The 24,428-nt window shown below is 60.5% G+C and carries 37 protein-coding genes; 14 read left to right on the top strand and 23 right to left on the bottom strand.

Going from position 1 to position 24,428, the window contains the following annotated elements; all coding sequences use genetic code 11:
- Positions 1-3 precede the first annotated feature (3 nt).
- From M2360_RS04610 to M2360_RS04515, 20 genes are all read right to left on the bottom strand, one after another.
- Complete coding sequence (locus tag M2360_RS04610) at positions 4-399, bottom strand: DUF3168 domain-containing protein (protein WP_280773212.1); 396 nt, start codon at positions 397-399, stop codon at positions 4-6.
- Entirely contained in the window at positions 396-899 is a 504-nt protein-coding gene (locus tag M2360_RS04605; protein ID WP_280773211.1) for an HK97-gp10 family putative phage morphogenesis protein, read from the bottom strand. Before M2360_RS04605 ends, M2360_RS04610 begins: the two co-directional genes overlap by 4 nt.
- Entirely contained in the window at positions 896-1,243 is a 348-nt protein-coding gene (locus tag M2360_RS04600) for a phage head closure protein (RefSeq protein ID WP_280773210.1), read from the bottom strand. Before M2360_RS04600 ends, M2360_RS04605 begins: the two co-directional genes overlap by 4 nt.
- Complete coding sequence (locus M2360_RS04595) at positions 1,209-1,451, bottom strand: hypothetical protein (protein WP_280773209.1); 243 nt, start codon at positions 1,449-1,451, stop codon at positions 1,209-1,211. Before M2360_RS04595 ends, M2360_RS04600 begins: the two co-directional genes overlap by 35 nt.
- Positions 1,414-1,965 carry a head-tail connector protein gene (locus M2360_RS04590; RefSeq protein WP_280773208.1) on the bottom strand — a complete coding sequence of 184 codons (552 nt, stop codon included), beginning with the start codon at positions 1,963-1,965 and terminating at the stop codon, positions 1,414-1,416. Before M2360_RS04590 ends, M2360_RS04595 begins: the two co-directional genes overlap by 38 nt.
- The gene (locus tag M2360_RS04585; protein WP_280773207.1) at positions 1,965-2,327 is read right to left on the bottom strand and encodes a hypothetical protein; all 363 of its coding nucleotides are present in this window, start codon (positions 2,325-2,327) and stop codon (positions 1,965-1,967) included. Before M2360_RS04585 ends, M2360_RS04590 begins: the two co-directional genes overlap by 1 nt.
- Positions 2,328-2,386: 59 nt before the next feature.
- Positions 2,387-3,679 (bottom strand): phage major capsid protein, encoded by a 1,293-nt coding sequence (locus M2360_RS04580; protein ID WP_280773206.1) that lies wholly within the window; start codon positions 3,677-3,679, stop codon positions 2,387-2,389.
- 46 nt (positions 3,680-3,725) lie between these two features.
- The gene (locus M2360_RS04575) at positions 3,726-4,334 is read right to left on the bottom strand and encodes an HK97 family phage prohead protease (RefSeq protein ID WP_280773205.1); all 609 of its coding nucleotides are present in this window, start codon (positions 4,332-4,334) and stop codon (positions 3,726-3,728) included.
- Positions 4,321-5,580, bottom strand: coding sequence for a phage portal protein (locus tag M2360_RS04570; protein ID WP_280773204.1), 1,260 nt, complete (start codon positions 5,578-5,580; stop codon positions 4,321-4,323). Before M2360_RS04570 ends, M2360_RS04575 begins: the two co-directional genes overlap by 14 nt.
- Positions 5,573-7,309 carry a terminase large subunit gene (locus M2360_RS04565; RefSeq protein WP_280773203.1) on the bottom strand — a complete coding sequence of 579 codons (1,737 nt, stop codon included), beginning with the start codon at positions 7,307-7,309 and terminating at the stop codon, positions 5,573-5,575. The genes M2360_RS04570 and M2360_RS04565 overlap by 8 nt, the downstream gene beginning before the upstream one ends.
- A complete protein-coding gene (locus tag M2360_RS04560) occupies positions 7,309-7,821 on the bottom strand; it encodes a hypothetical protein (RefSeq protein WP_280773202.1) in 513 nt (170 codons plus the stop codon). The genes M2360_RS04565 and M2360_RS04560 overlap by 1 nt, the downstream gene beginning before the upstream one ends.
- A gap of 82 nt (positions 7,822-7,903) precedes the next feature.
- A complete protein-coding gene (locus tag M2360_RS04555) occupies positions 7,904-8,200 on the bottom strand; it encodes an HNH endonuclease (RefSeq protein WP_280773201.1) in 297 nt (98 codons plus the stop codon).
- 301 nt (positions 8,201-8,501) lie between these two features.
- A complete protein-coding gene (locus M2360_RS04550) occupies positions 8,502-9,143 on the bottom strand; it encodes a transcription termination/antitermination NusG family protein (RefSeq protein WP_280773200.1) in 642 nt (213 codons plus the stop codon).
- Positions 9,137-10,504, bottom strand: a complete 1,368-nt coding sequence (locus M2360_RS04545; protein ID WP_280773199.1) for a hypothetical protein — start codon at positions 10,502-10,504, stop codon at positions 9,137-9,139. The genes M2360_RS04550 and M2360_RS04545 overlap by 7 nt, the downstream gene beginning before the upstream one ends.
- Entirely contained in the window at positions 10,501-10,806 is a 306-nt protein-coding gene (locus tag M2360_RS04540) for a hypothetical protein (RefSeq protein WP_280773198.1), read from the bottom strand. Before M2360_RS04540 ends, M2360_RS04545 begins: the two co-directional genes overlap by 4 nt.
- Positions 10,803-12,434: a DNA translocase FtsK gene (locus M2360_RS04535; protein ID WP_280773197.1), complete on the bottom strand. Its 1,632-nt coding sequence runs from the start codon at positions 12,432-12,434 to the stop codon at positions 10,803-10,805. Before M2360_RS04535 ends, M2360_RS04540 begins: the two co-directional genes overlap by 4 nt.
- A complete protein-coding gene (locus tag M2360_RS04530) occupies positions 12,431-13,180 on the bottom strand; it encodes a hypothetical protein (RefSeq protein ID WP_280773196.1) in 750 nt (249 codons plus the stop codon). Before M2360_RS04530 ends, M2360_RS04535 begins: the two co-directional genes overlap by 4 nt.
- A complete protein-coding gene (locus tag M2360_RS04525) occupies positions 13,177-13,719 on the bottom strand; it encodes a hypothetical protein (RefSeq protein WP_280773195.1) in 543 nt (180 codons plus the stop codon). The genes M2360_RS04530 and M2360_RS04525 overlap by 4 nt, the downstream gene beginning before the upstream one ends.
- A complete protein-coding gene (locus M2360_RS04520; RefSeq protein ID WP_280773194.1) occupies positions 13,716-14,183 on the bottom strand; it encodes a hypothetical protein in 468 nt (155 codons plus the stop codon). The genes M2360_RS04525 and M2360_RS04520 overlap by 4 nt, the downstream gene beginning before the upstream one ends.
- Positions 14,184-14,423: 240 nt before the next feature.
- Positions 14,424-14,642 (bottom strand): hypothetical protein, encoded by a 219-nt coding sequence (locus M2360_RS04515; RefSeq protein ID WP_280773193.1) that lies wholly within the window; start codon positions 14,640-14,642, stop codon positions 14,424-14,426.
- A gap of 58 nt (positions 14,643-14,700) precedes the next feature.
- On the opposite strand from M2360_RS04515, the gene M2360_RS04510 reads away from it, so the two are divergent.
- Complete coding sequence (locus M2360_RS04510; protein WP_280773192.1) at positions 14,701-15,327, top strand: hypothetical protein; 627 nt, start codon at positions 14,701-14,703, stop codon at positions 15,325-15,327.
- Here the strand turns inward: M2360_RS04510 and M2360_RS04505 are convergent.
- Positions 15,234-15,530: a hypothetical protein gene (locus M2360_RS04505; protein WP_280773191.1), complete on the bottom strand. Its 297-nt coding sequence runs from the start codon at positions 15,528-15,530 to the stop codon at positions 15,234-15,236. The two genes, M2360_RS04510 and M2360_RS04505, sit on opposite strands and share 94 nt — an antisense overlap.
- A gap of 15 nt (positions 15,531-15,545) precedes the next feature.
- Positions 15,546-15,797 (bottom strand): hypothetical protein, encoded by a 252-nt coding sequence (locus M2360_RS04500; protein ID WP_280773190.1) that lies wholly within the window; start codon positions 15,795-15,797, stop codon positions 15,546-15,548.
- Between the two features lie 86 nt (positions 15,798-15,883).
- On the opposite strand from M2360_RS04500, the gene M2360_RS04495 reads away from it, so the two are divergent.
- The gene (locus tag M2360_RS04495) at positions 15,884-16,570 is read left to right on the top strand and encodes a LexA family transcriptional regulator (RefSeq protein ID WP_280773189.1); all 687 of its coding nucleotides are present in this window, start codon (positions 15,884-15,886) and stop codon (positions 16,568-16,570) included.
- A gap of 87 nt (positions 16,571-16,657) precedes the next feature.
- Positions 16,658-17,671 carry a cadherin domain-containing protein gene (locus M2360_RS04490; RefSeq protein ID WP_280773188.1) on the top strand — a complete coding sequence of 338 codons (1,014 nt, stop codon included), beginning with the start codon at positions 16,658-16,660 and terminating at the stop codon, positions 17,669-17,671.
- A gap of 313 nt (positions 17,672-17,984) precedes the next feature.
- Here the strand turns inward: M2360_RS04490 and M2360_RS04485 are convergent, their stop codons facing one another.
- On the bottom strand, positions 17,985-18,584 hold the full coding sequence (locus M2360_RS04485; RefSeq protein WP_280773187.1) for a hypothetical protein: 600 nt from the start codon (positions 18,582-18,584) through the stop codon (positions 17,985-17,987).
- 375 nt (positions 18,585-18,959) lie between these two features.
- On the opposite strand from M2360_RS04485, the gene M2360_RS04480 reads away from it, so the two are divergent.
- From M2360_RS04480 to M2360_RS04430, 11 genes are all read left to right on the top strand, one after another.
- Entirely contained in the window at positions 18,960-19,235 is a 276-nt protein-coding gene (locus M2360_RS04480) for a hypothetical protein (protein ID WP_280773186.1), read from the top strand.
- A gap of 93 nt (positions 19,236-19,328) precedes the next feature.
- Positions 19,329-19,622 carry a hypothetical protein gene (locus tag M2360_RS04475; RefSeq protein WP_280773185.1) on the top strand — a complete coding sequence of 98 codons (294 nt, stop codon included), beginning with the start codon at positions 19,329-19,331 and terminating at the stop codon, positions 19,620-19,622.
- The gene (locus tag M2360_RS04470) at positions 19,619-19,897 is read left to right on the top strand and encodes a hypothetical protein (protein WP_280773184.1); all 279 of its coding nucleotides are present in this window, start codon (positions 19,619-19,621) and stop codon (positions 19,895-19,897) included. Before M2360_RS04475 ends, M2360_RS04470 begins: the two co-directional genes overlap by 4 nt.
- Positions 19,894-20,286 (top strand): hypothetical protein, encoded by a 393-nt coding sequence (locus M2360_RS04465; RefSeq protein ID WP_280773183.1) that lies wholly within the window; start codon positions 19,894-19,896, stop codon positions 20,284-20,286. Before M2360_RS04470 ends, M2360_RS04465 begins: the two co-directional genes overlap by 4 nt.
- Complete coding sequence (dnaN, locus tag M2360_RS04460) at positions 20,283-21,422, top strand: DNA polymerase III subunit beta (protein ID WP_280773182.1); 1,140 nt, start codon at positions 20,283-20,285, stop codon at positions 21,420-21,422. Before M2360_RS04465 ends, dnaN begins: the two co-directional genes overlap by 4 nt.
- On the top strand, positions 21,419-21,961 hold the full coding sequence (locus tag M2360_RS04455; RefSeq protein WP_280773181.1) for a hypothetical protein: 543 nt from the start codon (positions 21,419-21,421) through the stop codon (positions 21,959-21,961). The genes dnaN and M2360_RS04455 overlap by 4 nt, the downstream gene beginning before the upstream one ends.
- Complete coding sequence (locus tag M2360_RS04450; RefSeq protein ID WP_280773180.1) at positions 21,958-22,302, top strand: HNH endonuclease signature motif containing protein; 345 nt, start codon at positions 21,958-21,960, stop codon at positions 22,300-22,302. Before M2360_RS04455 ends, M2360_RS04450 begins: the two co-directional genes overlap by 4 nt.
- A gap of 15 nt (positions 22,303-22,317) precedes the next feature.
- Entirely contained in the window at positions 22,318-22,752 is a 435-nt protein-coding gene (locus M2360_RS04445; protein WP_280773179.1) for a hypothetical protein, read from the top strand.
- Complete coding sequence (locus tag M2360_RS04440) at positions 22,749-23,087, top strand: hypothetical protein (RefSeq protein WP_280773178.1); 339 nt, start codon at positions 22,749-22,751, stop codon at positions 23,085-23,087. The genes M2360_RS04445 and M2360_RS04440 overlap by 4 nt, the downstream gene beginning before the upstream one ends.
- Entirely contained in the window at positions 23,084-23,290 is a 207-nt protein-coding gene (locus tag M2360_RS04435) for a hypothetical protein (protein WP_280773177.1), read from the top strand. Before M2360_RS04440 ends, M2360_RS04435 begins: the two co-directional genes overlap by 4 nt.
- Positions 23,274-24,419: a hypothetical protein gene (locus M2360_RS04430; protein WP_280773176.1), complete on the top strand. Its 1,146-nt coding sequence runs from the start codon at positions 23,274-23,276 to the stop codon at positions 24,417-24,419. Before M2360_RS04435 ends, M2360_RS04430 begins: the two co-directional genes overlap by 17 nt.
- The last annotated feature ends 9 nt before the right edge of the window (positions 24,420-24,428 follow it).

Raw genomic sequence — 24,428 nt, 5'->3', positions numbered from 1 at the left:
TTGTCAGGCCTCGTCAACGAGCGCCCGGATAGTGAGAATTCCGTGCTTGGTAATTCCGTCCGGGTCATCGATCGCCCGAAAAGATTCCGCCACAATATCGGTGATGCGCAGGCCTGCGATGGCGCTTGCCCCAATGCCCTTGATGGCGGCGCCCGCAGCCTTGGCCTGGTCCTTCAGCTCACGCTTGGAGCCGTCGTCAGGCCGCGACCACAAATGCAGGTCAAGATAGACCTCCCATGCATCGCCGCAGGAATTGCCGTCGTCGATCACCTGCTCTTCGCCGAGTTGCCCATAGGGAAACACGGCAGTGCTCGGCACGCGGTCATGAACGCGCCCGCCGCATACATCGCCAGCGACGAGCGCCAGACGCACCACCTTCTGAAATTCAGGCCCGATCATCCCTGCACCGCTTTTTTGCAGCCTGCCGACATGGCCCGCTTTAGCCGGCCCTTGGCCCGCTTTTTGGTAAGCCGATAGGCGGGGAAAAAGAACGGCTGCGCATTGGAGCCGGGATGCTTGACCTTGCGTCCATAGATCTTGACGCCATCGGCCAGCACTGCCGAATTCTTTGCCGTGATTTCATGCGACGATGTGCCGAATTCGACGAGCGAGGCATACCATGCGTCTTTCGATCCGGCATGAACGGTCACCGCCAGATCATGGCCGCCACCGCCGGAATTGACCCCGCGCACATTGGCGTTGTCGGCCGCATAGTCGCCGAACTGGTAACCGATCGAGGCCTTGAGCGCGCCGCTGTCGACAGGGGCAAACCGCTGCGCCAGGTCGCTCATTTCCTTGCCAGACTTGTCGAGCGCTTTGGTCAGCTCATCGCGCACGACCTGCGGAATCATCGCCAGTTTGCGGATCAGCCGGTCGCGGTTCTTGATCTTCATGCTCATGACGCAACCCCGCTTTCGCACAGCAGATCGAGATAGGCGCGATCGTCAGACAAGATAACATCACGGATGTTATAGACTGTCGCAGCGCGCGCGTCGGTCAACCGCCAGTCAGGCCGCGCCTGCCGCGTCAAGGTCGATGCGCGGATGCGCGCCACCACCACCGACCGCCCCGTCAGCCGCGCCGCAATCAGCGTCTCGCCGCCGCGCATCGGCGTGAATTTGGCCGCGACCGTCGTCACGGTCTCAAAGCCATCCACAGAGCCGCCATAGTCATTCTCTTGAGCGACAGGCCGCGACAGCGTCACCCGCTCATTCAACGCCCCGCCGCCAGTCTTTCCGCTCATCGCGTCGATGCCCCTTGATCTCGACAGCCTTGCCCGCCGCAATCGCGGCATCCGCACATTCGCGCTTCACCGGCAATTCCATCCCGGCCAGATACGCAATATCCACCCGCCCGCAAAACGCGGACGGTCGGTAATCAAAATCCTCAAGGAACCGAACCCGCGCCACAGCGTCAAAAGCTGCGCCGAAAATTTGAGAGAAGACGATCAAAGGTTGTCGCACCCTGATCGGGTGCATCCTCTCGCTTCTCGAATCCAGCGGCTACATGAAGATAAATTGCCGAACGAATGGCGGGCGGCACGTCGCTAAATCCGGCATTCACAACAACTGTGATCCGCGACCCTGACTCAATTTGCGGCCACGCCCGCAGCCTGCGGAGCGTGATGGCAAATTCAAGATCCATCGGCGAGATCAACTCATAGACATCGCTGGAGAGCGTCTGCTCTAATCCCGTGGCGTCGATGTAAGAAATTGCCCCAAGACCGCGGATAGGACTGACGGAGATCCTGTTGAAATCGCCAAAGCTATCGCACTGCAATTCCATCACCTGCGGCGAAAGCCGGAGGTTACAATACCGCTCCACATGATCTCGCGCCTCGCGGATCATGCTCTCGATATCATTATCATCGTCGGTCGCGTCGATGCGCAGCCGCTGCCGAACCTGCGCCAATGACACCGGCTCGCCGCTTGGCGGTGTGGTAACCTTTGCCGCCAACCAGGCCATCAGCGGATCTCGGGAGCAGCAGCGGCTTCGGTCGTTTCGACGCCCGCCGTCGCCGGAAGCGACGCGATCACCGAAGCGTGGAAGCCCTCCAGTTGATCAAGGCGAGCCTGAAGAGCCGCCTGCTGCTCCTTAAGCATGGCAAGCTCCTCCTGTTCGCTGGCGCGATCGGCAAGCAGCGTTTCGCGCTCTGCATCCCATTCCGCCTTGGTTGCCGGCTTCTTGACAACAGGGGGAGCTGCCTTTTCGGCAAAGCCGGCCTTGATGATCCGCTTGGCCTCTTCGTCGCCAAACCGATCAGTCTCTTCACCGATCGCGAGCGCAAATCCGACGCCCGCCATGCTTTCAAGCATCTTGATTTTCATGATCCACTCCATTGGTTTGTGAAGCGGGCGCAGACAGCGCCCGCCGATACAAGCCAATCTCAGGCCTGCTGCAAATACTTGATGGCGGCGCTGTCGCCCAATTCGCCGTCGAAGCGGATCAAGCCGGCAATACCGAGATCCGGCCAGAAGCGCTCGCGCAACACGCCGATGGTGATGCCACCGACCTTGCGAACGAAATATTTGCCGAAGTCGCCAAACAGCACGGTTTTGGCGCCGGTGGCGATCGGCGCCATCGCCTGATTGATGCTGTAGGGCCGACCATTGAACGAGCCCGGAACGCCCTTCTGCACATCGCCCATCTGCCAGAGATAATTGCCTTGGCCATCCTTGAGCTTCCGGCAAGCCTGCAGCGTAGAATCGTTGAACATGTAGCGGGCCTTCGGCGAAGTCCGATAGGCGGGGTCGACAGAGTGCTCGAGATCGATGATTTCATCCCAGGTGATCGCCCCGGTCGCTGCCGCCGTCTTGCCGAGGGTAGCAGCGGTGACGACGCCATTCGGCGCACTTGAGCCAGATCCGATCGTCAACTGGCTATTGGCAATGCGACCAAGGCGTTCGGCCAGGAGCGAGGCCAGCAGCGCCTCGACATTGATGATCGAGTCCTGCGACAGCTCCATCGACCAGCGCACGAACTGCGTGTCGAACACATACGCGTCGAGAGACTTTTGGCCGAAAGTGACATCCTTTGCGCCGGTATCGGTTAGCGCCGTTGCTTCGGTGTGCGACACCGCAGTCACCGCCGTATCATCGACCGTCGGGAGCTTGAGCGCCGAGCCAGACGCCGTCGAAATTGTCGTGCAGATGTCCTCGTCATACATCGGCCCCCAGGCCTTCATCGACCGGATGATGTTGGCGTCCAGCTCAGTCGGCACGGTGAAGCCGCCGGCGGTCGTGGTGCCAGCAGTCTGCGCGCGCAATTCGACAGCCGCCCGCTCGTCGATGCCGGATTTGAGCACTGCACGCTCTTCGGTGCTCATAGCGCTGATATCGGCGCCCTCGCGCAGAAATTTGTGAAACACGGAGCGATATTCGAGCTTGCTCTCGCCCTCGTCGGTGCCGCGCCCTTCGATGCTCGCTTTCGAGCCAGGCCGGCGCGCGGCGCGGCTTTCCTCTTCGCGTTCAGCGACGCTTTTCTCGATCACGGCGAAGCGCTCTTCGCGCTCGATCAGCTTTTCCAGCCGGTCATATTCCGCCATGGCGGCGTCATGCTGAGTTTCGAGCTCCTTGGCGCGGGCCTCGTCGGTGGTCTTGCCGATCTGATCCAGACGTTCGCGGGCTTCGGCGACATGGGTCGCCTGCTTTTCCCGCAGTTCCTTGATGCGAACAGACATCGCATTTCCTTTCGATGGGTTGAAGGGATTGGGCTTCGGCGGGAGCCTAGGCTTTACTCCTCAGCCTGGTGGTCAGGTCGAGGGAAATTTTCATACCGACGCGACGCGCGGCGGCGCTGAAATTCTTCTGCCGCTGCTCACTGCGAGCAGCGTCGAGCGAGCGGAGAGCGATGGACGTGCCGTCATAGGCCGGCTCGGACACAATGGAGACTTCGAGCAATGTCGCTTCGTGGATGGTGCGGAGCGCCGGCTGTTGCGACATATCCCACTCGTCGCGAACAGTCCGAAAACCGATCGACATACCGGAGATATCGCCGCGCGCAATTAGCGTGCGCGCGTCGCGTCCATCCGTTGTATCAGGCAGATCAATTTCTACAGCGAGGCCCTTACTGTCCTCCTTGACGCGCAACGTCCGCGCCTTAGCGCGACCCAGGACGCGAGAGCGATCATGGCCGAAATAAGCTCTGACATCAGCCGAACGCAAAGAATTCTGAAACGCGCCCCGCGCAAAAACTTCGACAAAATCAGCGCAGATCTGCGCCTTCTGACCGAAGACAGCAGCATAGCCAGCCACGGCCATAGATTTCTCGCCATCAGCGTCCCTATACTCGACGGGAATTACAACGCTGCGATGTTCGATCTCATTGGCTGACATTGCCATCCCCACCATTTGCGTTTGAATCGGCGCCCAGCGGATTGCCGCCGCCAGACGGTGACGATGTCCCGAGCGGAACCGTCGCCCCCTGAATCAAGAGATCGTTTGCCTTCGGGTTTGAATGCCGCGACCGGCCATTCGCGGCGCGCGCCTCATTTGGTGTCAGCTGCGCGGTCTGGATTGCTTGGGCAAGACCATTCATGCGCGACAGGAAGTCACCGCGCATCAATCCATCGAGATCGTGCTCGACATAGCGGTTCGAAAACCGGCCAAACAGTTTGAGGCTAAGTTCGTCTTCAGCCGCCTGCGCCCATTGCCCGATCAGATGCTTCACCAGATAGAGATCGCCCTGCTCGACATTAGCAAACGTCGCCTTGCTGAGATCCTGTAGGAAGTTGGGCGGGATCTGCCATGCACGCGCGATTTCCTGAATCTGAAATAGCCTCGCTTCGACCATCTGCCCCTTGGCCGGATCGAAGCCCACAGGGTTGAGCTTGTAGCCAGCCGGAATCGGAAACACCGGGTCGTTGCTGCTCTTGGCCGCATCGATCGAGCGCCTGATATCCGACTGCGCGCGCTTAAGAGCATCGCCGCCCGCAGGCAAAGGCCCTTCAAGCGAAAGCGGTGGAACACCGCCGCCGGCGAAGAAGTTCGACCCATAATCGTTCATCGCAAGAGCAAGCTGAATAGCTTTTGCGGCACGCCCGATCGGACCATAGTGCAACGTGCGGTCATGGCGGAGCATGAACGGAATATCGATGACTTCCGAGGCATCGTAGGTCACACCGTCACAGCTATAACGGAGCTTTCCGCCAATGCGGGAAATCGTTGTTCGATTTGGGTCAAGCGCCCAAAGATTGAGAACGGTATTGCCGCTTCTCTCGATCCAGGCCAATCCCCGTCCGCCAGTAAACACCTGCTGCCAAAAATACTGCCAGAATTTGAATGCGCCCTCTTCGTCGTTTGGCGCATCATCGACCAGCGCCTGGATACGTCCCCCGACGAGTTCCTCTCCATCTTTTGCTTCGCGCTTCACACGCTTCGGCAGGGCCGCCAACGTGCGAGAAAGAAAAGTGACCGCTGCCAGCACAGCCGGAACAGACAGCGCAGAGTCAACCGTCACATGCGGTAGATCCGCAGTCGCGATCCCGAAAAACGCCATGAAATTCTCGGCGCTCACGGGAACTGTCGGGTTCTCTATCGTGGCGCTACGCTGTTCACGCCTGGCGGCCTTGGTCTTACCCATTGAGCGATCCTAACAGCGAAAAATTGGGGTCATCCCAGGGCGATGTCGCAGCGACTGCGGCGTCCGGGTTCCGGCTCATCATCTCGACGGCGTTGAATCCCGCCATCAGCGGGTCAATCTTTGCAGAAGCCGAACGCTTCTGCAGATAGATGTTCTGCCCCCGCGCTTCAGCCATGACGTTGCCAACGCAATCAAGCAGCAAAGGAGATCCGCAATGCTTAAAAGTTCCATCGGCCAGCTTCCGTTCCGTGCCGAAGATTGCCGCAGAAAGCCGGTAACCCTGGCTGACAGACGCCGTGCAAGGCGACCCAACTCCATAAAGCGCCAACTCTTCGAGCAACGCGGGAACGCCAGCAGGGTCGAGCCCAATGCCGCCCTCGTTCGGCAGGAGGCCGCAATCACGAAGATCAACAATGATGGCGGCGGCCTCCTCGGCGTCCTGCGTGACGCGGTCGCAAATGACGAGATCGCCATCAGCCTCAAACCCCCGCAGCTTTTCGGCAATCTCCTTGTGCCGCTCAAGAACGATCGGCTGGCACCAAGCCTTCACCCAAAGCATCCAGTGGCGCGTGACCTTATGCCGGCCAAGAACAGCAAGCCCCCAAAGATCCTCAAGACCTCCGACATCCCCGCCCACAACGACAACATCGGAGTTTTGCTTGATATAGTCGAGTGTGATGCGCCGATCCGCCGCCGCCTCCCAATAATCCGCTCCGATCCAGCGATCAGAATGCAGCGCTAGTCCGATCTGGACATTGAGATGCTGCGAGGCCCACTCACGCGCGCTCGACTCACCTTTTTCCTGCGCGGTGTTCCATTCCGAGCGAAGGCGATCAACCGTTACCGATCGTCCTAGATTCGGCAGCACCAACGGCCAGTTCGCCGGATCGCGCCAGGGCTTGTCGCGCGATATCTGCATGGCCTCGGGGAATTCATAGAGGATCGGCAACATGCGAACGTCTTGGGTGATCCTGCCATCGCGAACGCCCCGCGCATAATTCAGTTCATCTTTGAAAACACCGAACGGCGGCACCTCGGATTGCGTCGTGATGATGATCAGAAGGCTTTCTTCATTCGTGATCATCCCACCCCGGATCTGCCCGATGACGCGGCTGGCAAAGCTCGCATGCGCCATGACATGCAGCTCATCGAGAATGGCGAAGGCAGGAATGGAGCCAGTCACCACTTTTGGATCAAAGCTCTTGATCTTGAGCTTCGCATTCATGCGAACGCCGGTTTCGGGATCCACATGCAAATCCAGTATTGTCTTTTTATGCTCGATAACGCGAAAACGCCGGTTCAGATATTCGTCGGCGGCGATCATGGCGCTTGCCTGCTCAAAGCATTTTTGCGCCACTTCCTGCGTCGGCCCAACAATCATCCCGTCTATGTTCGGGCGCCGGTTCATCATCAACGCAATCAACCCGAGAGCTGCCGCGTTTGTCGTCTTGCCGTTCTTTTTCGGCACCAGGTTAAAGACCTCGCCGACAAACCGCTTTCCGGTGACAGCGTCTATGGAGCCGAATGCTGCGCGAACGATGTCACGCATCCATTCACCGGCGACCTCCTCCATCGTCGGCATGCCGCGAATATCGGGCACTCGCAATTTGTTGAACAACGCCACAGCGCAATCAGCGAGAACCGGATCGAGCGGAAGATCAGGGATAGGCGTCCGTCCATCCTTGAGCCGGTCAAACCAGTCTGGACAAGCAAAGGAAACCCCGCTCATCAATGCCGCCTGTTCATGCGCTCGAAGATATCGCCGTAATCTTCGGGGATCATCTGCGCGTCCTGAATGCGCTGCTCCTTTTTACCAACCGGCGCGGCGACTTCAGCGACATCGGCGTCCTCTTCGCTTTCGTCATCGGCTTCATTCTTGCCATGACCAGGCCGATTGCGAGGCGCTTGCGGCCCAGCCTCTTGCAGCCTTGCCCGCAGTTCTTTGATCGAAGGCGTATGTCCATCACGAACACGCTTCATAAGGACATCAAGGATAAGCCCATCCACAAAGACCGCCCCCATTTCCAGCTCACGGGAAAAATGTTTGCGCAAAGTCTTTTCGTCGATGCCCATGTCTTCGGAAATGCGCTTATGCGTCCAGCCCGCAGCAACGCGCACCATGACAAAGTCTTGATTCGCCTTGTCTTTCTTAAACGACGGACGACCACGCCGGTCACGGATCGGCTCAACCTCTTTTCCAAAGAGGTCGAAGATCTTGGCCTCCGAAGAAATTTCGCTCACCACAGGAAAAAATCTCTGAATGTGGGGGACGCGGGTCCATAGGATGAGGGGTCTGAGGTTTCGACCCTCCCCCTCCCTTTGATCAGAAGTCGAGAATGCCGCGCGGTTGGGCGCGCTCCTGCTTCTGCTTGACCGTGTCGTGATATTCCTTACTGACGGTCTGGATATTGTTGATATCCCAGAACAACGCCTCATCGCCACGATGCGGCTCTTTGTGGTCAGCGACGGGACTGTTCCGCGCAGGATACTTGCCCGAGCAGATCACGCCCGTTTGTTGGCAGATGTATCCATCACGGATAAGCACCTCTTCGCGCAGCCTGCGCCATCTCTCGGTCTTATACCAACCGCGCCATTTGACCGAACGGTCGCGCTCTCTCAAGCGCTCGGCTTCCGCCTCTTGTCTTGAGTTTCCGCCAGAGCGCGAACGATCAGGGCCAAGGCGCGGAGGCAGAGACTTGAGAACCATACTCTAAACACACAAAAGCCGGCGTCTCCGCCGGCTCATCTGTCATCATCTCATAGCTTACGCACTGTCCCTGAATCGCTGCCCTCATCCGAGGGGCTCAGGAAAGGGGTTGACCGGCTACCCGCCTGGAGGCTTTCGCCTCGCTCCGCCATGGTCCTGCCATGGCGTCAAAGGATGCACAGGGATCTCAACTCGTCCTAGTGACAAATGACTCTCACAGTTTTTCGAGAGTCGCAAGCGGCAATGTCATCTTGTTCGCACGGCCAAAAATACTGACCTCCACCTCCGCCTTCTTCTTGGTCAGCGTCACAATGTTGCACTCGAAAGAAACGAAAGGCCCGGCCTTGATCCGCGCCGTCTCGCCCACCATCCACCCGTTCAAAGGCGTCTCTTTCGCCTTGGCGGATTTAGCCGCCAAATCAATGAAATCATTCAGGCTTCTCTCACTCACCACAAGCGGCTTCATCACGCCGCCCACCACGCCATGCACATGCTCGATCGCCTCAAGCCCGGCGAACGCCTGCCACAAATACCCGCAATGCACCATCACATAACCCGGCAACATCGGCCCGCCAGGCTTGATGATCTTACGTCCGCGACGCACCACTTCCTCTGGTTCATAGCGCGGCGAGAGCGCCTTCACGCCTGCCTTGATCAGGAGGTTTTCCACAATCTTCTCGCGACCGGCGCGCACATGCAGGCAGATCCACACCCGCCTGTCGCACTCCTCCGCCACCGTCTCGCTCGCCATGGCGATCCGCGACACCGCAATCGTCGCCTCCTCAGCAGTCATTCTGTCCTTGATGGCGCGGATGTCGAAGCCCTTGTCGATCTGGATATGCGCCATCATCAGCATCCCTCGCCTCCATCCACCGCCGACTTCGCCGCCTCAGACCAAGCGTCAAATCCCTCCGGCCCGCCTTTGGGGAAATACACCACCCGCATGCCGCCGGGGTCCGGATGCCAAGGCCAGCCGCGCCGCTCATGCTCAGCCCGCCACGCTTCATAGAGCGCCGAGCCGACAGGAACCGGCTCGCAGAGATCCTTGAGCCCCGCAAACCGCGCCTCACACACCACGGCCTCGCGCTTTCCCGCCTCGTCATGCAGATGGTTCACCTCGGGATATCCTTGGCTCGTCACCCGCCGCGCAATCTCCCGCTCGCGAAAATCAGCCGGAAACACCAGCCTGCCGCCCTCAACCCGCAGGCCTTTGCTGATCAGATAGCGGCTCGCTGTCGTCGCTGAGCGCGACGCAAACGCCTCATAGGCCGCCGTCACCTCGCGTTGCACATCATCAGGAAGCTCGATCCGCTTCGGCCCCGCCGCCAGCGCCAGCGCCTTCATGCCTGCCCACACAGGCCCGAACGGCGCGGCCTTGATGCGCGACGCGGCCCGCGCTGCAATCGTCGCATCCGCCACGCCCTCCCATTTCCGGTCGCGGAAATACACGCCCAGCGCCACCGGCTTCACCTTCTGCGCAGCACAGAGCGCCAGATAGGCGTCGCGCCGTTCTTCGGCCGTCCGCCGCTCCTCAGGCGTCAGCTTGGCGAAATGTCCCGCCGCCCAACTCGTCGATGATCCGATGCATCCCGGCCAGGCCTGTCCGCCGCCGCGCCCAACTTCCATCGCCTTCACCCGGCGCAAGAGCCGCGCCTCGTCGTCGCCCTCGTCATCCACAGCCGTCTCTGCTCTCGCTCCTCCAGACCTCGCGCTCGCGCCCTCTCTCTCTTTTCGTTGATCAGGGGGCGTTAAAGAGGGGACGTTAATAGGTGCCGGTCCAGAGCCGGCAGGGGGTGCCAGCTCTGGACCGGCACCCCCTGCCGATATATCGGCAGGGGTGGAGCCAGCATTTTCGGCAACGTCCTCAGTCTCGGAAATATCATTCTCACCGTCCTCATTCAGCCATGCAGCAAATGCAAAGCCCGCCGGCGGCGGCTGGTCAAGAATGACGCGATACCAATGCGCGCTGTCGCGGCCATCGGCGCTTTGCTGCTGATGTTTCTCTACGACGCCGAGACCATACAGCCGATCGAGCGACGCCTGCACCGTAGAGCGCGCCACGCCCATTTCACCGGCCATCTTCACCTGGCTGCGCCGGCACCATCCGCCGCGATCGGTATGGCGGCCCAGCAGGCACAGCACCTGCAAATCCCGCCCTTTCAGGCGCGGATCCGTCACCACCCAAGCGGGGATCACTGAAAATCTGACTTGGCTCATGCCAGCCCCCCGTCCCTCTCCGGCCCCTTGGCCGCAATCCGCATTTCCCCCCGCGCCAGATGCGCGCTGAAATTCGGCCCCTGTTGAAATGTCCCGTCCGGCGCGCGCACGCTCATGGACAGCGCCAGCTCCGCCTCCAGGCATGTCACCGCCTCGGCAAAGCCCTTCTTGATCAGCAGCTTGCGGATCTTGTCGTGATGCAGGGCGATCAACCCGAGCGGGCAGCGCTGCAGCCAGGCCGCCACGGTCATCCGCGCGCCCATGTCGTTGAGTTCGTCGATGATTGGCAGCGCCGCGCTCATGCCAGCACCTGCCGCCGCCCGGCCGCATTCTTGGCGCTCACCACGCCGTCGCGCTCCATCCGCTCCACATGCGCATTGGCCGTATACCAGCGGATCTGCATGGCCTTTTGCAGCATCGCCGCGCTCGCCTTGCCCGTCTTGCGCACCAGCACCAGCGCTTGCGCATAGCCTTCGTCGTCGACCTGCGCCGGGTACGGCTGAATGCCGCCAGGCAAGGCGCGCAAACACCACCCATCGCCGTCAGGCGTTAAAATCAAACCGCGTTCGATGAGATCGGCAATCAGCGCCTCGGCAAGCAGCTGCCGCACGCTCAATGCCTTGCGCAGCTCCACCATCGTCACGCTGTCGCGCGCCGCGACGAAAGCCTCAGCGGCCGCACGAAACTCCGCCACACGGTCCTCCATCGCCACGCGCGGCGTCTCACGCGTGAAATCCTCGTCATCCTCCTCGATCGGGATCTCGCCGGCCCTCACGACATCCGCCCAGCCGAGCGGCGACATCACCGGCCCGGAGGCATAGTCCTCATAATCGGCATATTCGGTCACGGCAGGCCCGCTATAGCCGCCCTCCGCGTCGCGCTCCCAGATCAGCCACATCGTGTTCATCTGGCTGGTGGCCTCTTTGCCCTCCCAGCCGTCGCGATGCATCATCGGCAGGCGCCGCACATGCACGATGATCCGGCTCGCCGTCTCCCGCGCCAGCTTGCGGTCCTCGCTCGTATGGCCGCACAGGAAATTCAGGTTGAGCAGCAGCGCCATCTTGCGCGGCTTGATGCGCTTCAGCGCATGCGCGATATAGCCGTTGAGCACATCGCCATAGGGCGGATTGGTCACCAGGTCGAAGTCGTCGCCCCCTGTCCAGCCCAGCACCTGGTCGCGCGTCAGGCTGAGGAAATCCGCCACATGCTGCAGCTCGCCATGCCTGTCCGCTGTCGCGTAATCATTGAGATCGGAGAGGATGACGTCATACCCCGCCTCCCCCATCGGCCCGGAAATCGCCCCGCGCCCGCAGGAAGGCTCCAGCACGATGGGCAAAAACCGCTCACGCGCCATCAGCGTGCGAATGCCCTCGATCGGCGTCTGGTAAAGATTGTCGCCGCGATCCTCCTTGCTGGCGGTTTTGGTGCCGATCGCATGCTTTACGGCGGCGCGTGACGGCTCCAGCCCTTGGTCAAGCTGCGTCTGGATAACCGCATCGATAAAGCCCGGCTGTGTGCGCACATGGTCGCGCAGCGCGCGCGCCTCATGCAGCTGTTTCGGCGACATGCCGAGATCGTCCAGCGTGAAAATATTTCCAACGGAAATATTATTCGGCCTACCCTTTTTCGGCATCATCCCTTTGGCCTGCGCATCGTCGACATAGTCGGCAATCGAGATCGTGCAGAGAGATTCGATCCGCACGGCATTGGCCCGCAACAGCCGCGCCTTTGCCCGCAGCTCTTCGGATACTTTGGCCTTGTTCGCCAGGTCCGACGCTTGAACCGCCTCGTTGTAAACCCGACGCGCCAAGTGCCGCGCGCGCGCCAGATCGCCGTCGTCGAACAGGCGCTGCACTTCGCGAATGGCGCATTCGATATCGTCTTGCTTGGCAATGAAATCTTGGTTGGTCACAATGGCTGGCGCGTTCATCGGCGCACCTCGCCAACGATCTCGCGTAGCTTGTCGGCGCTGATGATCTCGCGAACCTTGACTTCTTCTGAGGCGGGAACTCCGATCGCCATCACACGCCGAAGAAGCTTAATGTCCTCTTCGTGATCTTTCAAAACACGCTCAATTTCTCGCCACGACAATTCGGCGATCCTCTCGCCAGAGCGTAACTTCAGGCCGGTAAATGGGTTATTTTTAGCCTGTGAGGCGCAGCTTTTTGCCGCTCTGACAATATCCGCCCTGCTTGGGGCAAGCCTCATTTTGAGCCGTTCACTGACCAGTCTAGAGATCAGGCCCGGCGATCTCTCTTCCGCGCTGCGGATGATGTTGAATTCATGCAACTCCTTGCGAGTGGCCCCAAAATCCACCGCCGTAGGAAGGCGTTGTTTCCCGGCCTTTGGGCGCCCACCTGGCGAGACTTTCCCTTCAGCCTTCGCGGCATTCCAAAGTTCGGCAATCCGGATCTTGCACTGGGACTCTATAATCAAGGCGTCCGCATGCATCCGCCGCGATTTCTCCAGCAGCCGTTCTGAAGCCTGCACCTTTTCCGCCAGCTTCACCGCCTGCGCCGCCTGGTCATAGGCAGCGCCAGCCATCAGCCGCGCATTCATCACATCGCCCTCGTCAAAAAGGCTTCGCGCCCGGTCGATGAGCGCGACGATGCCGGAACTATCCATGTCGACGAGCGTAATGGTGCCGGAACTATCCAGTGGCGTGAGCGCATTCATACCCCCGCCCCCTCGCCGTCCCGCCAGTCCGGCTTGCCTTTCCAGCCCGCAATCATGCTCACGCGCGGCAGCGACACCGTCGCCGCGATCCGCGTCCCGTCAGGTCTGGTGATCCCGTCCAGCACCACGCGCCTGCCGTCATTTTCCGGTCGCCGCTGGCTGCGCGATGGGCGCGCGATAGCCTTGATCGCGCTTTGTTTGGCTTGATAGGCCTCCCAAAGCCCGCGCATTTTCAGGCGCTGACGGATCGTGTCGCAGTGAAATCCGGTCGCCCCGGCCATGTCGAAATGGCTCAACCCCTCATCGATCCATGCGGAGAATTGCGCATCCGATGGCCACACCCGCATCCCCAGTTCGAGCGGCGCGCCCTTGTCCCATCCCTTGCGCTTGATATGCATGCGAATGAGCCCCGGTTCGCCGCCATGCGCTGCGGCAATCTCGAAATGATCGTGCCCGGCCTTGATGGCGGCGTAGATCACCTCGTCGTCGGGAATTTTGCGATTTTTGGCGCGCGCGCGCTCCAGGGCCAGGCTGCTCATCGCGCCCCTCCCGCCACGCGGCTCAGCATATCCGCCGTCTTGCGCTGCAGCTCGATCAGCATCGGCGTCAGCTCCGCCCGCTCGCGCGCGTCGATGCGCAGATCTTCGACCGCCCGATACGCCGCCTCGATCGTCCGGCTGGCCTGCGCGCCGAGCGCCACCACCTGCGCCGGCGAGACACTGTCTTCAGCGCCGTCATCCTTCACCAGCCGATAGCCGAGCATGCGCGCCGCCTCGCCGATGATCAGCGGCTCGCCGCAGGCCCGGTCCGCCTCGACAGCTACGTCAACAGGGATGAAATCGTCGCGATGCTCTTCGCCGGCGGAGCCGTATTTCGACAGCGCCGACACTTTCACGCGGGTCAGAAACTGAAAGGCGGAGAGCCCCACGAATTTCAGCGCCGCCGCCGTCATGCCCTTGAGCGCCCGGCGCTCTTCATCGGAAATGGTCCTGATAGAATGCACGAAAACCCCCTGCGCCAAGGTCAAGGAAAAAACCGTCTGCCGTGATTCCTCGCTTTTCCCCGCGAGGCCGGGATTTATGCCGCCATCAACTCACGTAAGGAGAGCCGCGACATGAGCAGTAAAAAAGCCCCCAGCCATCGGAAGGTCCGCCAGCTCTGGCGGAAGGTCCGCCTAACGCTGCAATGGCTGGGGGCAGGCGCTCGCCGCCGAGGGAATGGTAACGGCGAGAAGGCAACCTGTTCATGTCGAGGCCTCGCCGCTCCGGGCGTCGTCCGCAAATCGCACGGGCCGACCGTGCAGCATCAGCGGCTCGACGCTCACCAGGTAAACGCCGCGCGCATCGCGAAACGCGCCGATGCGCCTCCAGCCGTCGAGCACATCCTTGCCTTCGAGCCATTGGCCAAATTGACCGGTGGTGGCGACCTCACGGAAATCGCCCATGTCAAAACGTCTATCCATGGATTGCGCCTTTCTGTGCAAAGGCGCGCCGCCGCCCGCTGGACAGCCGGCGGCGCGCATGGTCTCCTGCGGATGCAACCCACACAGGAGAAAGAGAATGGAGGAGTGTCTTGCAGCCGTCTTTTCCAACCCGGACACGGCGCTGGCGAACATCACAGCCGGACTGTCCGCTCTCTCGGCCATCGGCGCGCTCTTGTCGGCCTGCTATGCCCGCCGTCAGGCGCGCGCCGCCGAGGCTGCCAATGCGCGAAAGCTTCCCATACTGGAGGTTGTCGAGACGCCGATAGAAGGCCAGCCGCAATGGATCGCTCTGAGCGTCACGGTCCACAATCGCGCCGATGCGCAATTGCGTCTTTTGAGCGTCTCCGCAGTCCGGGGCGCGCTCCTTGCGCAGGAAAAGTATATGCTGACCGACGGATATGGCGGACGCCGCCCGCAGAACCCGCTCCCGCAGAATCAGGCCCAAAAGACCCTGCCGCTCGATGCGGCGATCAGTCCGCCCGCCGGGCCCGGCGTACAGGTCGCGGCGACGCGGCATACCGTCGCCCTGTTCATGCTCCCCGCGCGCATCCGGCTGTTCCGCAGCCGCCGTTACCCCGCGATCCAGGTCGCATATGCGTTCAGCGACGAAACAATCCCGAGGCAGTTCATCAGCCACATGTTGGTGCACAGAAACGCACAGTAAACGCTGATCGCCGCGACGCCGAGCGCAAGGCGCAGAAGCCACTCGAACAGTCGCCAGTCCGTCAGCATCCACAATCCAAAATTCGTCATCGCCGCGAGCATCAAGGGCGGGGCGGAAGAAATCAAGATCAGGTTGGAAAGACCCAACCAGTCCATACGCGAATGTTTCACCGCCATCGCGGCATGCAGCACCCATTCCGGCATCGTCTCTCTCCTGTTTCATTCCGCGGCCTCCAGCGCGCGCGGCGCAGGCCGCGCCACGCTGGCAGGCCAGTCAGCGCCCTCAGGCCAGTTGTCGGAAAACCACTGCATGGCCGCATTAAAGCGACCAACGGTAATGTCGGAGCCGCCGCGAAGTGCGCGCAGCTTTTTGCCATCATCAAACACGCGGCTGCTCACGGTCTTTTCCTCGACCACGCAAAGCCGCGCATATTCATCGGCAAGTGTGAGAAGTTGGCTGATCTCTAACATGAGCGGCAATATCGGTTAAATAACCGCCATCGTCAACGGTTATTTTACCGCTTACTCACATTTCCATAAACGGTAATAATACCGCCATGATAGAAGTACTTAGCCGCATTGAAGAGCGCCTCGACGCGCTCGGCATATCTGCCGCCTCTGCCTCGCAAAAAGCGGGTCTCAGCAAGGATGCAATTCGTAATATTCAACGCAGCGTCAAGAGCGGCAAGCGAGTGGGTGTCTCCACCATCACGCTCGACAAACTCGCTCCCGTCTTGAAGACGACGACATCCTGGCTCTTGAACGGCGTCGGCGATCAAGAGGTTTTCGAGCCGGAAGGCGACTTCAGGCGCGTTGTTGTGGCGGCCCATGTGCAAGCCGGCCAATGGTCTGAATCATGGGAATGGCCCGAAGACGATCAATACCCCGTCTACGTTCCGAATGATAAACTTTACGCCCATGTGAAACTTTTCGGCGCAGAAACTCGTGGCCCCTCTATGAACCGCCGGTATCCAGAGCGCACAGTCCTTATCTTCGCGGATGTGTCTGAGACGCATGAAGAGCCTGTGCCCGGAAAGCGATATATAGTTGAGCGCTGCAAGCCGGGCGGCGAGTGTGAGCACACGGTGAAGACACTTTTCGTTGATGAGGAGGGCAAGCCGTGGCTGCTGCCGGAATCTGACGATCCTCGCTACCAGTCGCCGATTTCGATTGAAGACGGCGCAAGCGATGGCGACACCATTCGCATTATCGGTCGCGTTGTGTTTTCCGTCACGCGGGAATGACAAGGCGGCTCACATATTTGCGGTTGCTTTCTTGCTGTGCGGTCTGGCATTGTCGCGCTCGCCCAGGTTTAATCAGGGAGGCAAACCATGGCGAATGATATCCCCGGCACCGGAAATTCCGAAACACTGTACGGCAGCGCTGCGGATGACTATTTCACCCCAGGCGGCGGCAACGACCTTGTTCTTGGCGGGGAAGGGACGGACACGGCAGTATTGACCGGCTCCAGCTATGATTACGCCGTTTCGATTTCGAAATCGATCATCAATGGTGTTTATTTTTTCACCGTAAAGACAAGCGATCTACGCGACGGCAAGCCTGACGGAAAGGATGAATTCCGCTTCGTTGAGCATTTGCAGTTCTCTAACGGGGTATGGGATGTCGATGACGGCGATGGCACGACACTCAATTATCGCCCTCGAAACATCGCCCTCAACAAGTACGATATCAATGAAAATGAAAAGCCCGGCTCTTCATTCGCTGAGGTGTCGGCGACGGATCCGGAGGGTGGCGACATATCGTTTTCGTTGGTCGACTCGGCGAACGGAAGGTTCAAACTTGATGGCGACCGCATTTCCGCCACCACAAAATTCGATTACGAGAAACAATCAACGTACAAAATAACGATCTCGGCGACCGATGAGCTAGGGCAGACATCACTCCAGACGATGTCGATCAATATTTTGGACGTCTATGAACTCGGCGACGATATCATCGGCACGAAGAAAAATGACACGCTCACCGGCACATTCAAGAGCGAGGCGATTTTTGGGGATGGCGGGAAAGATAAGCTCTCTGGCCTCGCAGGAAACGACCATCTTTATGGCGGCGCTGGCGCTGATATCCTCGCCGGCGGGAAAGGCCGGGATGTATTTCACTTTGCTGAAGGTGACGGGCGAGACATCGTCACCGATTTTCAGGTGAGAGGCAACGCCGACTGGATTGATCTTACCGACTTCACGATATTCACGTCATTCGATAACATCGAATTCTTCTACATCAAGGCCCACGGCGACGACACATGGATCGTCGACGGCAAGGACACCCTCATTCTTGAGGGCGTGAAGTCCAGCCAGCTCACAGCGTCCGATTTCATCCTCTGATCAACCGCGCCACGAATCAACGACGGAACCGCCGCTGCTAACAGTCGGCGGTTTTTTTACCGCGCCGTATTGCCAAGCGGTTTAATTACCGCTAATACTAACGCCATCGACACCGCTTACCTCCTTCCAAGCCTGTCGAAGGGCCGCGCGGCTTTCCTCCCAAGCGCCGTGCGGCCCGCCCGAAATCCACCCCTTGCCGCCCCGCCGGCGGCAAGAGCGGATGGCCGCCGGGCGGCGCAATTGGCCCCAATCCTGCGCGCCGCCCGGCTCCGGTCAAGAAAACAGGAAAGGAGATGTGGTGCAGATGATAAAATCAGACAGCCGTTTGCGTCGTATCTTCGACCGGAGCGAAGCTCAAGGGAACGCGATGCGCCTTGTGCGTGGCCGGAAGCTCGCTCAACTTCTTGTAGTCGCATCCGTCATAAGACCAGATCTGGCCAAGCACGCGATGCGTCCACGGAATGTAGAGCCGTTCGGATGTATCGAACAGTTCGGTGGCGCCAATGGCGTCGTTATAGGCCTTGGAATCAAGCGCCCGCAGCACGGGCGGCTCATCAGCGGCGATGCGCGTCATCTGCGATTGCCAGTTGGCGAGCTGCGCATCATCGGCGACCAGATGCGCCTCGATATCGGCGAGCAGATGGTAATATTCACGCTGCAGGCTCTGGTGATCGCGCGCCTTGCCGCCAAAGTCGAATACCAGCTGCAGTGCGCCGACCGTTGCCACCAGCGCCCCAACCGCCGTCTGCGTCATATCGATGCGCACGAGCAGCATGAAGCTGGTCACGGCCTGCGCGCCGAGCGCGATGATCAGGAAGTTGAACCATCGGTTCCATCGGTCAAACGTCAGTCTGCGAGACGTGTGGTAGAGCGCATTTCTCAAAACGTTGAATTTGACCAGGTCGCGGTTCATCTCAAATCCTCATGGTTTGCCGCCTCCCGGCTTCGGGGGCGTCGGAATTGGCTGCCGTGGGCCATGCCCTGCGCCGGCTCCGCCAATGCCGTTGTTCGTCGTCAACACAGGCTGGCGCGTCCCCTGCGATCTGATCTCGATATTGGGCTGACGCGGTCCTGCGGTGTGCAGGCTTTTTGTTTCATCACTCACGATCGTCTCCATATGGTTGCTTCATGTGGGGATGGCAGGCGTCGGTCCGCAGTGCGATGCGGGCCGACGCCGATCAATTACGCGCTCAAATTGCGCCTCGGCTGTGATGCCGGTCAAGCGGAAATTGCGCGTCCTTTCCGTTCTTTTCACCGCAAAGTTTTAAACCGCAAAGGAGAAACCCGCATGCGCCAGCCCATCACCGACTTTCACTTTGCCCAGCACCAGCAGGCCGTCGCCGCCGCCCTTGCCTCAGGCGAAATCACGCTTGCCGACATCCACCCCGCCGCCGTCACGCATCTCCGCGACACCCGCGAAGAAATGACCCAGTTCTTCCTTGAAAATCCCCAATGCACCCGCGACGACATGGCCCTCGCCGGCTTCGACGATCGCCAGATCGAGCGTTGGGGCAACGACGCCCGCCGCGAGGCGCAGCGCCGCTGGAGCCGCCGGGCCGCCTGAAGCGACCGGCTCCGGCATCGCCCGTCGCCTTGCAGCATGCGAGGCCAACCCCGGCGGGCGATATCGGACCCGATCTCCAGAAGGATCATGCTCATGTCGACACCGATGACGCCGGCTCCCCCGGCGAACGCAGACCCGCGCCCGGTTGAACCCGACGGCCACGCCCTCTTTGACGCCTGCTCCGCCGGCGACGCATGCATCAGGCCTTGCTCGCGCCAGCTGCGCACGGATGTCAATATCATCCATCTGCCGCCCGCCCGCCACATTCTGGCGCGCCGCGACGCCTTCCTCGCCGCCATCCTTATCACCGGCCTCGCCATCGCCTTGTCCTGGCTTGCCGCGCAAGCCACATGGCCAGCCGTGATTGCGGCGGAGGTGATGCAGTGACCTTGTCATTCGCCACACTTGCCCCGCTCGCCTGGTTCGCTGTGATCGTCCTTGTCCTGGCGATCGCCATTGCGCTGTTCACCACCCGCCGCATCGGCGTCGCGGTATCAGAGCATCGCGCCGCGCTCAAATACGCCGCCCAGCTCGATCGCGACGCCGCCTATTTCTGCCGCCTGTTTACCGGCGGCCATCACGACAGGCTCAACCAGGCCTTTCCCGACTTCGCCGATTTTGCCCGCGCCGAGCGCGCTCATGATGAGGAGTATGCGCCATGATCTCCGCAGCAACTGTCAGGCTGGAAGCGTCAGCAGACATCGAGCCGCCATTCACGGCTTATTTTCGCGACAAACCCGCCCATGGCCTTCAAGCCGAGCATCTGGAGGATGCTGTCAAACGCGCCGAGGAAATCGGAGACGCCATCTGCGTCGCCGCGACAGGCGAAGCCATGCCGCTCAAGGAGTTTGACGATGACGCCATAGAGGCGGAATTCAAACGGCGCTTTGGCGACGATCTGGTCGACGCCGCTGCTGTGCGGCGCGCCTACAGCCTGATGGCCGAAGGCGACATCAAGCTTGCCATGCAGGAACTGGAGCGCGCCTATGCCCTGCCCCCCGCGCATCATGAATGCGCCATTGCCGATCTGCTGGCGAGGGCGCGGGCATGATGTTCACGGTCGAAAAGTCTCGATTTGCCGCAATCCTTGCCGAGGTGGACAAGGTGGTGAAGCCGAAAAACACCATCCCTATCCTGCAGCACGTCGTGTTCGAGCGGCGCGAAGACACGCTGATCGTGCGCGGCTCCGATCTCGACGTCGAGATGATCGGCGAATTGCCAGCGGAGTTTGGCCCCGGTTTTTTCGCCTTCACCTGCGAAAGCCGGAGCATTCTCGAATTCGTTCGCTCCGCCCCTACGACCGAGATCACGGCGGCAGCGGTAGGCTCCGAGCGCCAGTTCGTATCGTTTACGTCGGGCCGCGCGCGCTTGCGCTTGCCCATCCTTCCCGGCGGTGATTTTCCACGTCTGGAGCCGGCAGAAAACGCCTTTGGTTTCCGTATGTCCGGCGCAGCGTTGTCGGCGGCTTTGTCTGCCGTCGCTTACGCCGCCAGCAACGACATCAGCAGGCCTCAGATCTGCGGAGTGCTGTTAGAGGGCGGCGAAGACGGCTTGTCGGTCGTCGCTACGGATGGGAAACGGCTCGAAAAGCGACTCCTGCCGCCAGAACTCTTTGCCGAAGACATTGAGATCGACCAAATCCCCCGCGTCACGCTGCCCACCGAAAGCGCGCTTCGTATCGCCAAGCTTGCAGCTGATGCTGACCGCTGCGAACTATCGGTGGCAAGCAATTTGATGGCGGCGCGCGTCGGCGCGGTCAGTTTTGTGACGAAGCTCATCGAAGACATCTTTCCCACGGTTTGGCGGCGCGTGATCCCGGAGGGTTTGGACATCGTCGCGACGCTTGGTCGCGACCACTTCGAGGCTGCCTTATCACGCGTGATGATCGCAAACGCCAAAGCTGGCGAGGGAGGCGTGTGGCTGGTCTTGACGCCAGGCGCGATGGCGCTTCATGCGCGCAGCCAGGATGGCGACGCAGTCGATCAGATGGAATGCGATGTCGATACATCCATATCCTTCGCCATCATTGGCTCGCAGGCGATCGAGGCGCTGAACCGCATCAAGGCGGAGCGGATCGAAATCGCGCTAGCGGCGCCGGATGCGGCCTTTGTTCTGCGCCCGGCGCGCGATAGAGAGAACCTCGTCACCATCATGCCGTACCGCCTGAGCTGGAGGCCTGAAGAGTGACGCCCGCCGCCTCGCCCAAAAGCGTCAATCAGCGCCGCATGGATCGTCTTCGCGCCACGCTGTCAGGCGGCGCGCCCGATTACCGCATTGAAGCCGACGCCGACGCCACCCGGCTTTACGAGCCGGAAACCGGCGCCCTTGTCGTCACCGTCCATCACGCCGCCGCCCATATCGATCGCGACCGCGTCCTTGCCGCCATCGACAATATCGATTGGTTGCTTGGCTGCTATGATCGCCTCATCGAAAGGCTGCGCGCCAAGGCGGACGCCGTGGCCGCCCGCCAGGCCGAAGCCGAGCGGCAGGAGAGGAAAGCTGACCTTGCCCGCGCCTGCGCGATCGAAACCCAGAAGCCCGCTTTCATCCGCTTCCTGCGCGAATGTCATGACCTTGAAGACGCCAGCGACCAGCTGCGCATCGACACCCGCGTGCGCTCCCTCCTCAAGGTCAGGAGCCGCACCGAACTCAACACCGACCCCGACGCCGCCGCTCGCTGGCGCAGCCTCAGGGCGGAATTCCAAGCATGGATGGCAACCCCATGACATCCCGCCGCGACCGGATCCGCGACAAGATCATGAGCCGCGTCGAGATCGACGAAACTACCGGCTGCTACATCTGGCAAGGCCCGACCTCCGGCGACAAGGGTCGCGGGCGCGACTATCCGCGCATGTCGCTCGATGGCCAGACGGTCGCCGTCCACATCGTCATGTGGACCAATGAACACGGCTATGTGCCGGGCAAGAAACAGCTCGATCACATCTGCCGCAACCGCCGCTGCGTCCGCCCCGATGGCCCGCATCTGGAAATGGTCACGCACCGCGAAAACATGAAGCGCCGCGACAAAGCGCGCAAAGCGCCCCCCCCCAAGACGGAAGAGAATTGAGAGAAGGAGACCGGCATGGAGAGTGATGCTTTGGCGAGGAAAGTAGTTTCAAAAAAATCTGTTGAGGCGCAATTTGCCAAGGACGCTTTTCGCGGATTTATTCTCGATGTTATCAGCGGGCTGAGTGACGGTATAAATGGCAACAGAGCAATTTCAAGGCTCTTCGATGGCATTCAGATTTGCGTCGACAATGATCTAAGTATTATCGAGACATTCCAGGCTGCGCAGCGCGAGTTATCGCAACTGGCAGTGAATTCTTCGGAAAGCACATGTTTTCCCCAGGCGGAAAGGGAGTCGCTGCACTTGGCGAAGGCCGGAATGCAGCTATTTGCTGCGTTATGCAGCACCGACGCCGCAGCCAAAAGCCGACAGCGGCAAGCTCAAGACCGCATGCTTCAGCATGCAAAAGATTGGCGGGAAACAATTTCAGTCATCAGGAGGGGAGCGTGAGTCAACTGGACGATTTTTCAGCTCCTGATGTGGAGCTCCTTGATGCGGCGCACTGTTTGCAGCGAGCGCGAGAGCGCTATGGATTTTTGATTACAGATGATGATCTTGCTGCAATGCGGCAGCAGATAATCGAAGGAAGAGCGATTTTTATTTCTGCGAAGCCAGGTCGCAAGAAACTGAAGATGTGGATGGTGTGGTGGCCGTCCGCCCGCCGGATTGTGCCGATTTACTTTAGGAACGGTAGCATCAAAACCATACTTCCGCAGCGAAGCGTTGAAAAAATCGTGATGGAGTTGACGGCTCCATACAAGCAAAGCGTGGGGGATATTCAGTGAGCCACGGCCAATTCCGCCAGGCCGATATCGAGCGCCTCATCCGCGCCGCCCGCAATGCCGGCGCTGTCATCAAGATCGATTTGCGCACCCTAGCCACCGTTATCGTCCCCAAGCTTGACATCGACGAGAATGACTATGCTGACTCCTTGCCGGGCGATCACGCCCGGGATGGAAAGGAAAACTGGGATGATATCGAGGACTAGACCAGGCTATCAATGCCGCCGCAATCGCGACGGCACGGTGGCGCATTACTGGAGCCCGAAACGGGCCATCAAGGGCGCGCCGGCCGTGCTGCGAACCGTGCGCCTGCCAAATGATCTGACCGACGAGCAGATCAGCGTGGAATGCCAGAGGCGCACGATGGAGTTGCGCGCCGAAATGCGCGGCGCAGCAGTGCCGATCCCATTTGATGGCACGATCGCCGCGCTCATTGAGCGCTTTCGCCGCGACCCAACCTCAGCCCTGCACAGCGTCAAACACAGCACGCGCATCCGTGATTATGAGCCGAGCCTGCGCGTGCTGGAAAAGAACATCGGCGAGCGCTTGATCGACGTGCTGGTGGCGTCCGATTTCAAGCGCTGGTACGAAAAGTGGAAAAAGAAAGGCCACCGCCGCGCCGCCGGCGCAATCAAGCTCCTGCGCATCATCCTGTCCTATGGCGCCGGCGAACGGCTGAAACATTGCGCGAGCGCGCGCGCCATCCTGTCGGATCTGCGCTTTGATCAGCCGGAGCCGCGCTTGGTCGCCATGACCTATGAGCAGTGCCGCGCCATCGTGCTCAAGAGCGCCGAGTTGCAATGCCCCTCGATCGGCTTCGTCGAGGCGCTGAAGTTCGAAAGCGCGCTCCGCCGTATCGATGTCATCGGCGAATGGACGCCAGATCCGGACGGCGGCCCGTTCCGCTGGCGCGGCCTCACGGTCGGAGATCTCGGCAAGGGCCTGGTGCTCAAGATCCGCACCAGCAAGACCAAGGCCGCCGTGGCGCGCGACCTCACATCCATGCCGCTCGTCACCGAAGCTCTCAAGGCCTACACGCTACCCGAGATCGGCCCGCTTGTGATCGACGAGGATCACGGCAAGCCTTATTGGGAAAATCGCTACACGGAAAAGTTCCGCAAGGTCCGCGACGCCGCCGGCGTGCCCGATAATGTCTGGTCGATGGATGCCAGAGCGGGCGCAATTTCCGAGACCGTCGAGGCCACCGGCTCGCTTGAAGCCGGCAGAAACATGGCCTCTCACACATCCATAAAAATGACCGCGCGCTACTCCCGTGGCGACGGCCTTGCCGAGAGTCGCAAAATCACCAAGGCCCGCATAAAGAGCCGCCAGTGACACGCAATT

Origin of the sequence: Rhizobium sp. SG_E_25_P2 (assembly GCF_029892285.1) — a bacterium.
Lineage (GTDB): Bacteria > Pseudomonadota > Alphaproteobacteria > Rhizobiales > Rhizobiaceae > Rhizobium_E.
The sequence above is the reverse complement of the archived record's forward strand: the minus strand, read 5'-3'. Positions and strand labels throughout refer to the sequence as shown.